This window comes from Pollutimonas rozaliensis (genome assembly GCF_048751585.1).
Classification (GTDB): Bacteria; Pseudomonadota; Gammaproteobacteria; order Burkholderiales; family Burkholderiaceae_B.
Genome location: NZ_JAZHOB010000002.1, coordinates 166,207 through 178,355, shown reverse-complemented (window position 1 = coordinate 178,355; position 12,149 = coordinate 166,207). Strand labels below are relative to the sequence as shown.

General features: G+C 57.5%; 11 protein-coding genes. 9 read left to right on the top strand and 2 right to left on the bottom strand.

Annotated features, from left to right (window positions below; translation table 11 throughout):
- The first annotated feature begins 115 nt into the window (after nucleotides 1-115).
- Genes V0R37_RS04045 through dcd form a run of 4 tightly spaced genes read left to right on the top strand, consistent with a single transcriptional unit; the run spans nucleotide 116 to nucleotide 2,661 of the window.
- Complete coding sequence (locus tag V0R37_RS04045; protein WP_420373289.1) at nucleotides 116-616, top strand: MerR family transcriptional regulator; 501 nt, start codon at nucleotides 116-118, stop codon at nucleotides 614-616.
- Nucleotides 617-646: 30 nt separating this feature from the next.
- Entirely contained in the window at nucleotides 647-967 is a 321-nt protein-coding gene (locus V0R37_RS04040; protein WP_420373288.1) for a hypothetical protein, read from the top strand.
- On the top strand, nucleotides 957-2,063 hold the full coding sequence (locus V0R37_RS04035) for a hypothetical protein (protein WP_420373287.1): 1,107 nt from the start codon (nucleotides 957-959) through the stop codon (nucleotides 2,061-2,063). The genes V0R37_RS04040 and V0R37_RS04035 overlap by 11 nt, the downstream gene beginning before the upstream one ends.
- Complete coding sequence (gene dcd / locus V0R37_RS04030; protein ID WP_420373286.1) at nucleotides 2,044-2,661, top strand: dCTP deaminase; 618 nt, start codon at nucleotides 2,044-2,046, stop codon at nucleotides 2,659-2,661. The genes V0R37_RS04035 and dcd overlap by 20 nt, the downstream gene beginning before the upstream one ends.
- Nucleotides 2,662-3,148: 487 nt before the next feature.
- On the opposite strand, the gene V0R37_RS04025 is transcribed toward dcd, so the two are convergent.
- Nucleotides 3,149-4,084, bottom strand: a complete 936-nt coding sequence (locus tag V0R37_RS04025) for a LysR family transcriptional regulator (RefSeq protein ID WP_420373285.1) — start codon at nucleotides 4,082-4,084, stop codon at nucleotides 3,149-3,151.
- A gap of 109 nt (nucleotides 4,085-4,193) precedes the next feature.
- On the opposite strand from V0R37_RS04025, the gene V0R37_RS04020 reads away from it, so the two are divergent.
- The gene (locus V0R37_RS04020; protein ID WP_420373632.1) at nucleotides 4,194-5,399 is read left to right on the top strand and encodes a CaiB/BaiF CoA transferase family protein; all 1,206 of its coding nucleotides are present in this window, start codon (nucleotides 4,194-4,196) and stop codon (nucleotides 5,397-5,399) included.
- Nucleotides 5,400-5,443: 44 nt separating this feature from the next.
- The gene (locus tag V0R37_RS04015) at nucleotides 5,444-6,439 is read left to right on the top strand and encodes a Bug family tripartite tricarboxylate transporter substrate binding protein (protein WP_420373284.1); all 996 of its coding nucleotides are present in this window, start codon (nucleotides 5,444-5,446) and stop codon (nucleotides 6,437-6,439) included.
- Between the two features lie 75 nt (nucleotides 6,440-6,514).
- On the opposite strand, the gene V0R37_RS04010 is transcribed toward V0R37_RS04015, so the two are convergent.
- Complete coding sequence (locus V0R37_RS04010) at nucleotides 6,515-7,441, bottom strand: LysR family transcriptional regulator (protein ID WP_420373283.1); 927 nt, start codon at nucleotides 7,439-7,441, stop codon at nucleotides 6,515-6,517.
- An 83-nt stretch (nucleotides 7,442-7,524) separates the two neighbouring features.
- Between V0R37_RS04010 and V0R37_RS04005 the strand changes: the two genes are divergently transcribed.
- The 3 genes from V0R37_RS04005 (at nucleotide 7,525) to V0R37_RS03995 (ending at nucleotide 12,032) form a co-directional block, all read left to right on the top strand.
- Entirely contained in the window at nucleotides 7,525-8,592 is a 1,068-nt protein-coding gene (locus V0R37_RS04005) for a Bug family tripartite tricarboxylate transporter substrate binding protein (protein WP_420373282.1), read from the top strand.
- A gap of 6 nt (nucleotides 8,593-8,598) precedes the next feature.
- Complete coding sequence (locus V0R37_RS04000; RefSeq protein ID WP_420373281.1) at nucleotides 8,599-9,891, top strand: amidase; 1,293 nt, start codon at nucleotides 8,599-8,601, stop codon at nucleotides 9,889-9,891.
- 161 nt (nucleotides 9,892-10,052) lie between these two features.
- Complete coding sequence (locus V0R37_RS03995; protein ID WP_420373280.1) at nucleotides 10,053-12,032, top strand: BCCT family transporter; 1,980 nt, start codon at nucleotides 10,053-10,055, stop codon at nucleotides 12,030-12,032.
- Nucleotides 12,033-12,149 lie beyond the last annotated feature (117 nt).

Below are 12,149 nucleotides of genomic sequence, written 5' to 3'. Positions count from 1 at the left end.
AAAAATTCCGCGTTTTTTCAGTAATTATGAGAACACGGCTGCTTGCAGTCTCACAATTAACGCCATGGTGCTATTTTTCTTTTCTAATTAGGTGTTTAGAGCTAGACTATGTTCTATGGATGAGATCCTTACGATCAATTTGAAGATGTACTTTTCAGCGAAGGAAGCGGCTCAGTTTTCGCGCATTTCGTTGGCGATGGTCAATTATCTCTGTAGGCATCGCTTGGTTGTTCCTGCGGTCGGACGAAAGCGTGGTAGAGGCATTGAGCGCAAGTACAGTTTTGGCGACCTTGTTATTCTCCGGTCGGTTGCTAAACTGCTTGAGGCGGGTGTTTCGATTCTTCGACTAAAGAAGGCGCTAACCAATTTGAGGCGGTTGCATGCAAACATTACTCAGGATGGGATGCCCGCATCATTTCTGGTGACCGATGGGAAGGATGTCTACTTCAGGCAGGGCTCCGGTGTCTTGGAGCTTTTGGCTAGTGGACAGTTTAGTTTTGCTTTTGTGCTTGAGGTCGAGTCGGTGCGGCGAGATGCCGTTGCTTTTTCCAAGGGATGCATTCAACATGAGAATAAGAAGAGCGTTGCAGAGAGGCGGGTTGCTATCCAACGTTAATCAGAGTGTCGTGAGATCTAGGAGGATGACATGCTAGCAGCAGCTCCTGAACCTAACAGCGGGCTAGGATTGATACAGGTCGTTCTGACCTCTATCATTGGCAAGCCGGAAGTAGAGGTTTCTGAGCCTCTCAAAACTCATGTTTTCGAGGTTCTCCAGGCAGCATCGGTGGTAGCAGCTAACCCGACTGCCATTAACTCAAGAACTCCCTCGGAGGCCTTGGAGCTTGCATTACGTATGCGCGGCCGACAGGATCTGTGGCAGAAATTTTCTGAAATTCATTCCTTTAACGGAATTCGCGCCGATGTTGCTGAGCAACTCTTGATGTCTCTTCGGTCATATGCTGCTTAAGGCGAACCTCCGATTATTACTTGCCCAACTCGATAGCCTTTCTGAAACTCCGTATTTCACATCCCAGCTCGACACTTACATTCGAGAGTTACGAGAGGTTCTTCGTGCGCTGTTGTCTAAAGTTGCAGCGCAACCAATGGCTATTAATGAAGACCTAGCTCACTTCATCGCGCATGAGGTTTGGCGGCTCACGCAGTTCCTTACAGGAAGTACGACTAAACAGATTCCATATGAGGTTGTGTATGCAATAGGAAAGGCGGCCGCTGAATGGGGGGCGCGAAGGTTATTAATTACGACGGCCATTGTTCAGGAAGCAAATTTTTATTTTCACGGGAGTAGGAGAGAGTTTTTTAATAGTGTCGAACAAGAGTTGGGCATAAAAATCTCACATCAACCAGTCCAGATTGCTCTTCCATACATATACCGCCACAAACCTCTATTCTGTGTGCCGTTATTCCATGAGTTGGGCCATTTCATCGATACGAGCAATGATGTGGTTACCACTTCGTTGTTCAGGCACCCGGAAAGCGTGGGGCCAGACTTACCGGATCTTCCATCAAGTGAAGAAATAGCGAAGGCACCAGATGAAAAAAGAAAGGCCTTGGCTCAAGTAGTAAAGAGCCATAGGGCCGAATACTTTGCTGATTTGATTTCTGCGGCCTATGTAGGGGAAGCCGCACATGGTTTTCTGGGAGAATTTATTCCGAACCAAGCTGCCTCTTTATCTCATCCTAGCTCAGCATCGCGCTATCAACTCATGTCGGATTTTCTTTCCGGCAAGCCCAATCCAATCCTCGATATGTTCCAGCAAACGCTAAGTACACGTGGGCTACCCGCATTGGCGGTACGTTTTCGACTGCCCGACGTTGACGACACTTTTGGAAATGTCAGGCCTTGCAAGCTGGAGTCTGACGCCGATGTTTTTGGTGCATTTGCTGCTGGCTGGGGGTTCCTGAGTCGTATGAATAACAAGCCAACAGGCTTGTGGGCCAGTCTACCGGTTGAGGACATTGAAAAGGTTACAAACGATTTGATCGAGAAGTCGATTCGAAACAGGATGATTTCGGAGGGGTGGGATGAAGCTACTAACCCGTGATGAAATTCTTCAGTCTCTTAGCAATGATGACCCTAACACCCTATTTCTTGATCCGTTGCTGACTATGGATCAGGTTGGGTCTGTCACGGTTGATCTCCGGCTTGGTTATGATTTTCTAGTCTCGATTTTGACAAGAAAGCCTGCTATTGAGCCGCGTCCTTATGACCATGAAAGAAAACGAGGTATAGACTCCTATTTCCAAGAAACCCGACGACGTACTGGCGAGCGATTTATTCTGTATCCACATCAAGTAGTTCTAAGTACAACCTTAGAGTTTCTCTCGCTACCAACAGATGTATTTGCTGAGGTTTCTATTCGCAGCAGTTATGGCAGGCTTGGCGTAGGAGTTTCTACATCAATGCAACCTGGGTGGAGGGGGACGGTTCCTCTTGAGCTTTTTAACCACGGAAATACGCCCGTCGAAATGGTGGTGGGGAGCCGCGTCTGTCAAATTCATCTTTATCAGATTGGTGGCGAAGTTGATTATGTTGATGGGGGTGCAGCTCGAAAGTACTTCGGCACTGTCAGGCCAGGGGTATCGCGCGCGGATAAGGATGAGGAGTTGGGAGTGCTAGCGCGGCTCGCTGAGCAAAACTAACTTATGCTTTTCGTGCGTGTTCAATTTGGAATGAGTGGCTGTACGGCGTTTAATGCCGCCGTCTGCGTTGGTCGCCGAGAACCAGACTGTTTTCTGGCATCCTGTGTCTTTTCTACGGAAATTGCAGAAGCCCTAAATACGTCTTTCAGCAAATTAGCTTGGCGCTAATAGGCTAGGTTTGTTCTAGCGTCTGGCTAAGGAGTCGAGAGGTGTGGAAAAACTTTTATGAGCGTAGCGATGAACTACTGGATTTCTTATCTTGCTTGGATATTTCCTTACCAGGTAGGAAAATCTAAAAAATGGGACAAATCAAGGGGAGGAGTCTCATTTCAAGTTTCCAACCCATTGATTTTGTAAATCGCCAATCTAAGTTCAAATCAGATCCTACAAAGACTGTGGATTTGCGTGGGACGCTTGCATTTTCCAGACAGGACTTGGCAATGTTCGTCTCATCGCGAGCCCATGGTTTGTAGATTCAGGGCGCAATCTATGGCACAGCGCTATCGCCAACGTCCCCCGTCTTGCGCATCGGCCTGGTGATGCCCAATCTGTCTGACAGAAAGTCGATCAAGGTCCGGATCGCGCGCGACTGATAGCGATGCGGCGTATACAGCAAGTACATATGGCTGCGATCCATGGTCAGTTCAAAGTCTTCCATGCACGTTACGACCAGGCCATCGCGCACAAGGTCGTCCACGACGTAGTCCGGCACGACGCCCAGGCCTATGCCTGCCAGGATGCATTCCCGCAAATAGGGAAAGCTTCGCGATAAAAGCGTGGGGCGCAGGCGTATGTCGCTTTCCCGGCCGTTGGCGACCGCGGACAGATGCGCGCGTCCCGTGATCCCCCCGGTGGTGATGACGGGAGCCTGGCTTAGCATTTGCAATGTGCTGGGCAGGGTATGGGCGCGTGCCCAGTCGCTGGAGGCGCAGACCACGTAGCGCAGCGGCCCTAGATCGCGTCCAACCAGCAAGGGTGGAGGCTTGGACAGCACGCTTATGGCTACATCGACACCATCGCGAATCAGATTCTCCATGACGTTTTCCAATCGGACGTCCAGGACGATGCCGGGATAGAGTCTTTTGAAATCAATCAGCCAGCCGCCCATGACCAGTTGCCCGTAACCGGTGGGAATGCTAAGGCCGACCCTGCCGGTGAGTTCGGCGACATCCCGTTTCACCGCCTCCTTCAATAGCGCCGATTCGCTGACAATGTTGCGGGCATGCTGATATATAAGTTCGCCGGCGCTGGTCAGTTCATTGCCTTGCGGGGTGCGGCGCAATAGTTCGGCGCCCAGCGACTTTTCAAGGCTGGCCAAGTGATAACTGACGTTGGCGCGAGACATATTGAGCGAGCGCGCCGCTTGGCTGAGGTTGCCGCTGTCGACGATTTCGACAAAGATGGTTAGAGATGACAAATCCATGGCTTATGGTCAAATAATTTTGACATGGTGTCAATGGCTATGGGGATTGCCAACGCCTCGGCGGCATAGATAATGAATATCATCATCGACGAAGAGAGTCTGGAGGAAGCTGGTAGTGCAGAATCAACAACCGCTGGCGGGGATACGTGTACTTGATCTTTCGCGGGTCTTGGCTGGGCCGCTATGCGGTATGGCGCTGGGCGACCTGGGCGCGGACGTCATCAAGGTGGAGCACCCTGAGCGCGGGGACGATACCCGCGACTGGGGTGTCCGTGTCGGCAGCCGGAACACCTCTTATTTCAACAGCGCCAACCGCAACAAGCGGTCCATGTGTCTGGATCTCCAAACCGAGGAAGGGCAGAATCTTGCACGCCGCTTGGCGGCTAAATCCGACATTGTGATCCAGAACTTCAAACATGGCGGTGCGGAGAAACTGAACCTGGGCTACGAACAGCTTCAGGCGCTGAATCCGCGCATCATCTATTGTTCGATTTCGGGCTATTCCCCCCTAAGCCCCGAACGCGGGCGCCCCGGCTACGACCTGGTCATTCAGGGCGAATCCGGAATCATGGCGATGAATGGCGAAGAAGGCCAGGGCCCGCTGAAGTTCGGCGTGGCCGCCGTTGACATGTTCACCGGCATGCACGCCGTGCAGGCCATACTTGCTGTACTGTACGAGCGGGTAAGCACGGGCCGGGGTCGCCACATCCAGATGGCGCTTTATGACCACGGGCTGGCCGTGACATCCTACTATGGCCTGGCGGCCAGGCTTGGTGGCGAGGATCCGCCTAAATTCGGCAATTCCCACCCGGCCATCGTGCCCTACGGGGTCTTCGAGGCAAAGGACGGCCCGTTGGTGATCGCCGTGGGCAACAATGGCCAATTTCGCCAGTTCTGCGAGCAGGTCATCTTGCGGCCGGACCTTGCCGCTGATCCGCGCTTTGAAAAAAACACCGATCGCGCCAAGCACCGCGAGATCCTGCTGCCCATATTGGAAGAGAGCATTCGCGGTCATCGGCGAGCCGATCTTATCGAGCGCATGCAGAAGGCCGGTATCCCATGCGGCGAAGTCCAGGGCCTGTACGATGCTTTGGAGTCTCCTCGGACCGAAGCGGCGCGAATGCTGCACCGCTACGAGGACCCCGAGGCGGGTCCCCAGGCTATTCATGCCCCAACTTACGTGATCGATGATGCACGCGCCCCTGTACGACACAACCCGCCCCATTTTGGGCAACACACGTCTGAAGTGCTGCAAGAAGTGCTTGGCATCGACGCAGACACCCTGCATTCCCTGAAGGCCCGGCGGATCATTTGAGTTTCCGCCCTAAAGACACAGACACCGACATTAGGACAATCACCATGGCTCATTCCTCTCATTTCTCCCGCCGTACCTTCATGAAGGTATCCGCTCTTTCCGCCCTGACCGCCGCGACCTTGCCGCTGCCTGCCCTGGCATCTTCATGGCCCGGCAAGCCTGTGCGCATGATTGTGGCCTTTCCGGTCGGCGGACCGACTGACACCATCGCCCGCCTCATCGCGCATAAGTTGTCAGAGCGCCTGGGCCAGACCATCATCGTTGATAATCGCCCAGGCGCTTCGGGCTCTGTGGGCACTTCGCAATTCATCCGTTCGCGCGCCGATGGCTATACGATTTCGATGTTTGGCATGCCGGCGCTGATTGCGCCTATCGTCCATCGCAACAACCTGTATGACGTGCGCAAGGATTTCACCTGCGTCGCCACGGTGTACGACCTGCCCTACGTCATCGTCGTCAATCCCAAATTGCTGCCGGATGTGAATGACCTGCAGCAGCTTATTGCCAAGACCAAGACCGAGGAAATCAACTATTCGACGCCCGGTGCGGGCAGTATTGCCCATCTGGCCATGGAGCAGTTGAAGGGCCTGGGTGGCTTCGAGATGCTGCACATTGCCTACAACGGCAGCGCGCCCGCCATCACCGATCTGCTGGGCGGCCATATCTCCGTCATGATGGCGGATATGATCGCCGCCATGCCTCATATCCAAAGCGGCTCCCTCAAGGCCATCGCCCTGGGCTCCGGCACTGGCCAGGCCTTCCTGCCAGAGGTGAAAACCATTGCCGAGCAAGGCTTCGCTGGTTTCGACGCGAGCTCATGGAGCGGCATAGTCGTTCCGAACAGTACGCCGCAGGAAGTCTCGGATCGGCTCAACAAAGAACTGAGCGGGTTATTGGCCGATCCGGAATTGCAGAAACAAATGATGCAGGTTGGTGCACTGGCGACCTACGAGCCGGCTGACAAGATGAAGACACGCTTGAACTCGGAATACGATCGCTGGAGCAAGGTCGCCAACGAGGTGGATCTCGGGAACTCCTGATCCGCGTCTGGATGGATTATTCCGGAAGGGGCCGCCGTAAGGTGGCCCCTTTGCACACTAGCACTTGACGCCCCATCACGCATCGTTTGTACCGCTATGATCCAATGCCACGGCTCCCGCAAGCCGTAGCGTCTCGCACAAGGCCGGCACGGCGGGGTTGAGGCAATCCTTGCGGTAGGCCAGATACAGCGTCGATCGCAAGCTATGTTCGGCCTGTAGCGGCAGGTATTTCACGCCTCCCGGCCGCAGCTCGCTGACCGAGGCGGGCACCACCGCCGCGCCGATGCCGGCCTCGACCAGCGCCAGCAGGGTGGGCAGCAGGCTCTCCATGACGTAGTTTGGCGCCAGGCCGTTGCGCTCAAACAGCGATGCCAGCAGCGTGTGGAAGTACAAGGAGGTCTGGCGCGCAAAGCCGATGAGTGGCTCCGTTGCGAGCTCCGCAATGGGAATGCTGTCGCGCGATGCCCAGGCGTGCTGTATGGGAAGCGCAACCACGAGCGGCTCGCTGTCTACCGGCTCGCGGTGCAGCTCGTCGTCTTCGCTGTCCCCGGAGTGGCGCAGAAGGGCGACGTCCAGCCGGTCCTGAACGAGCAGCGTGTGCAGGCGCCCGGTATCGGCCTCGGTCATGGACAGCTGGATCCGCGGATGGCGCTGGCGGTATGCGCCGACGGCGGCGGGTATGAGCCGGTAGGCCGCCGTAGGCGTGAACCCGATGCGCAGCAGGCCCGCGTCTCCCGTCGCGACGCGCAGGGTCGCGGCCACGGCCGCCTCCCCGTCTTCCATCATTTGTTCCATGGCCTCGCGCAGCAGCGCTCCGGCCGGAGTCAGCCGCACCGTGCGTGTCGAACGCTCAATCAGGGGCGCGCCGATGCGCTCTTCGAACAGGCGCACTTGCTGGCTGAGGGGCGGCTGTGTCATGTGCAGACGCTTTGCTGCGCGGCCAAAATGAAGTTCCTGCGCGACGGCCATGAAGGCGAGCAGTTGTCTTGAATACAGCGCCATATGTTCCGATTAGGTCGATTATCGTATTTATCCTTGCTGAATTTTATATTGGATGGATTGAATCCGACAGCCTAAGATTGATCATGCATATGTCGCAAGCCATGGCCGAGTGGCTTGGCAATACCAGTATTGCCGACGACACCATTATTTTTCAGGAAACATTCATGAACATTCAAGCCCGTGGTTTTGCAGCCCTTGCCGCTGCCCTGACCCTGGCAGTCGCCATAGTGCCCACAGCGCTTGGCCAGACGGCTGCCTACCCCACCAAACCCATACGCCTGATCGTGCCATTCGGCGCCGGCAGCGTGACCGACCAATTGGCGCGTACCGTCGGCGCCGGCCTGGCCGAGGCCCTTGGTCAATCGGTCGTTGTGGAGAACAAATCAGGCGCGGGAGGCAATATCGGCGCCGGCTATGTGGCCGCCGCAGAGCCTGATGGCTATACCTTGCTGATGGGTGCGGCCAGCACCAACGCAATCAACCCCAGCCTGTACACCAACCTGAAGTACGATCCGCTGAAGGACTTTGCGCCGGTGGCCAACTTCGCTTCGGTGACCAATGTGCTGGTGGTCAACCCCGAGGTCAAGGCCCGTTCCGTGCCGGAACTGATCGAGGCGCTCAAGAAGAGCGATGCATATAGCTACGCATCGGGCGGCGCCGGAGGCAGTCAACATCTGTCGGCCGAGCTGTTCAAGTCGATGTCCTCGACCGACATGCTGCACATTCCCTACAAGGGCGGCAGCGAGCCGCTACCCGATCTGATCGCCAACCGCGTGCAAGTGATGTTCTGCAATCTGCCCGTCTGCCTGCCTCACATCAAGTCCGGCAAGCTGGTGGCGCTGGGCGTAACCTCCAGCAAGCGCTCGCCTCTGTTGCCGGAAGTGCCGACGATCTCCGAATCCGGCCTGCCCGGCTATTCGGTCGAAGGCTGGTTTGCGTTGTTCGCCCCAGCTAAGGTGCCGGCCGAAATCCTTGACCGCCTTCATGACGAGACAGCGAAGCTGCTCGCCAAGCCCGAGGTGCAGGAACTGATTCGTCGTCAGGGCGCGGAGCCGAACGGCGGCACTCGGGAAGAGTTCGCGCGCTTCGTGCAGGCCGAGCACGACAAATGGGCAAAAGTCATCCAGGATGCCAACATCCGTATCGAGTAAGCGATCATGCATTCAGGTACTTCGCTTCCCTCGATTGCCCAGGCTTTGAGAGACATCGAGACAGGCGCATTGCGCGCACGTGATTTGGCTGAGCATTGCCTGGCGCGCATCAGCGCACGCAATCCAGAGGTCCAGGCCTTCCTCGCCAGCGATGCCGGACACGTCCGTGCCCAGGCCGACGCGGTGGACGCCGGCTTGCGGCGGGGCGTGCTGCGCGGCATACCGTATGCTGTGAAAGACGTGATCGAAACCGCCGCCTATCCCACGACGTATGGCTCGCCCATCTACTCGGGCCATACCACTGGTCGCGATGCCGCGTGTGTGGCATTGTCCCACGAGCAAGGCGCCGTCCTGCTGGGCAAGGTGGCAACCAGCGAGTTTGCCACGCAGACGCCCGGCCGGGTGCGCAATCCGCTCAATCTTGCGCATACTCCTGGCGGCTCTTCCAGCGGCTCGGCCGCCGCGGTCGCCGACGGCATGGCCATGGCTGCCTGGGGCACGCAGACGACGGGCTCGATCACTCGGCCCGCTGTTTACTGCGGCGTAGTGGGTTACAAGCCAAGCTTCGGGTTTGTCTCGACGGCAGGAGTCGGTGTGCTAAGCCCCTCGCAGGACACGGTGGGCGTTCTGGCCCGAAATGTGGCCGACGCCGCTGCGGTCGTGCTGGGCACCCACGGCCAACGCTACCATGCCCCGTCAGGCGACCTGCGCTACACGGTCGGCATTTGCCTGTCGGCGCAGTGGCGGCACGCCAGCGCCCAGGCGCTCGAGGCGCTCCGAAGCTGGACCGCCAGGCTTGCCGCCGCGGGGATCGGTGTCAAAGAGCTGACGCTGCCGGCTGAATACGAATCCTTGATCGAAGACCAGAGCCGACTGGTCGCCTACGAAGCCCGCCACGCGCTGACGCACGAGCGCATGACGGCCGCGTCGAAGCTCAGTCCCCGGCTGGTCGAGCGTTTGGCGGGGGGTGGCGAGATTGGCCTGGATGAGTATCTTGCCATGCAGCGGCGCGCTTTCAAACTGCGCCACGAGGCCGAAACCCTGTTCGCCGACGTCGATGCGCTGGTTTATCCCGCCTCCGATGACGAGGCGGAAAAAGGCCTGGCCAACTCGGGATCCCCGCGCTTTGGGGCGCTCTGGACCTTGCTTCATCTGCCTACGGTGGCCATTCCGCTGGATGCGGGCCGAGGCGGGTTGCCGTTGGGGGCGCAAATGATAGGGCGGGTCGGCAGTGACGTGGCGCTTTTGCAGATGGCGGAGCACGCGTCGGCGCATAGTCGCTGGCTGAGCGGAACTTAAGGGTTCTCGCGCCCTCGGGGCTCCGGGTTTTCGTGCCGGCTATTGCGCAAGCGTAAATCCGCGGGCTAAGCTAGCGCATGTGGCCATGCCGCCGGCGAGGTTTTGCCCGCACAGGCGGATCGGGGCACGCTCGTTCAAGAACCAGCCTAAAGGTGACTGCTGTGGAACTCAAAAATTCGGGCATTGCACCGGTGACATTCATAGGTTCCGCAGTCATTGCGCTGGGCTTGATCGCCTATGCCTCCTTTGCTCCCGAATCGGCCGCGGCGTTGTTTTCCGGCGCCAACGCATGGATCATTGCGGAAGCGGGCTGGTTTTATATGCTGGTGGTGGGCTTCTTCGTGCTCTTCCTGCTGGGCCTGGCAATGAGTTCGCTGGGCAAGGTCAAGCTGGGGCCTGACGATTCCGTGCCCGACTACAACTTTGGCACTTGGGTTGCCATGCTGTTCAGCGCGGGCATGGGCATAGGCATAGTGTTCTATGGCGTGGCCGAGCCCATCATGCACTTTGCGCAACCGCCCGATGCCGTGCCCCGGTCGGCGCAGGCGGCCCGCGATGCCATGGGAATCACCTTCTTTCATTGGGGTGTCCATGCCTGGGCCATTTACGCAGTCCTGGGCCTGGCCCTGGCTTACTTCGGGTATCGGCGCAACCAGCCCTTGGCCATCCGGTCCGCTTTCCATCCCATCGTGGGTGATCGCATCCACGGTCCCCTGGGCGATTTCATCGATATTTTCGCAGTGGTGGGCACGCTGGCCGGGTTGGCGACTTCGCTGGGTCTGGGCGTGTCGCAGTTGAACGCCAGCATGAGCTATTTGTTTGGCATACCGCAGGACCTGTACACACAACTCATCCTGATAGCGATCGTGACGGCGCTGGCCACCATGACGGTGGCAACCGGGCTGGATAACGGTATCCGGCGCCTGAGCGAATTGATCATCATCGTGTCGTTTGTCCTGATGCTGCTGATCCTGGTCCTTGGCCCGACCCGGTTCCTGTTAAGCGCCCTGGTTGAAAATATTGGCCTTTATCTACACGCGTTTGTGCGCCGCACCTTCCACGTCTATGCCTATGAACCCACGGAATGGGTGGGAACGTGGACCATCTTTTATTGGGGGTGGTGGATATCCTGGGCGCCTTTTGTCGGCATGTTCATTGCGCGCATATCGCGCGGCCGCACCATACGCCAGTTTTTGCTGGGCGTGCTGTTCGCGCCGGCCGGCTTCAGCTTCATCTGGTTCACGGTTTTTGGCGACTTGGCCATTTGGCTGGACATGTTCGTTGCAAAAGGCAAGATTGCCGAGACGGTTTCCAGCAATTTGCCCATCGCGCTGTTTACCGTTTTCGATTACATGCCCTGGTCGCGGACGCTTGCCTGGATTACGGGCTTGCTGGTTGCCGTCTATTTTGTGACGGCCTCGGATGCCGGCGCGCTGGTGGTGTCCATGATTACCTCGAAGGGCGACGAAGAGCCTCCCCTGTGGCTGCGTATTTTCTGGGCGCTCGCCTGCGGCGGCGTGGCGGGCTGCCTGCTGTTGGCCGGAGGGCTGGAGGCCGTGCAGGCGGCGGCGGTGATTGCCGCCTTTCCGCTAAGCATACTCATGCTGTTGATGTGCTATGGAATCTTGAAGGGCCTGCGCGACGAGGTGGCCCTTCAGGCCAGCCGCAACCTGCCCATTGCGCCATTGATGGCCGGCCAGGGCGGGATGTCGTTAAGGCAGCGCCTGAACAATATCGTGACGCATCCGACCAGGGCGCGTGCCGCCGCCTTTATCGGCAAGGAAGTGATGGCGGCGTTCGAGCTGGTGGCTTCCGAGCTGCAAAAACGCGATATTGTCGCAGACATCACGCAACTGGACGATGGCGCGCAACTGGTTGTGCATCATGGCGACGAAGCGGAGAACTTCATTTATGCGGTGCGGCTGGTCAGCCAGCCCATTCCCGCATTTGCTTTATCCGACGCCGCCCGGCGCGAGGGTGAAAAAAGGCGCTTTTATCGCACCGAGGTTTTTCTGAACAACGGCGGACGCGGCTACGATATTTATGGGTATAGCGGGGAACAGGTGGCAGCCGATATCATCAACCACTATGACCGGTTCCGCCATTATCTGTATGTGCTGGATCCGCACACGACCATGTAGCTGTTCAGGTGAACATGCCGCAGTCATGCCATCGCAAGGATCGTGGGACGACCAGCAAGGCGAAGTGCATTGACAGTTGATAAGCGCCCGCTTACTCTGTCCGCCTGCATAGCAGGG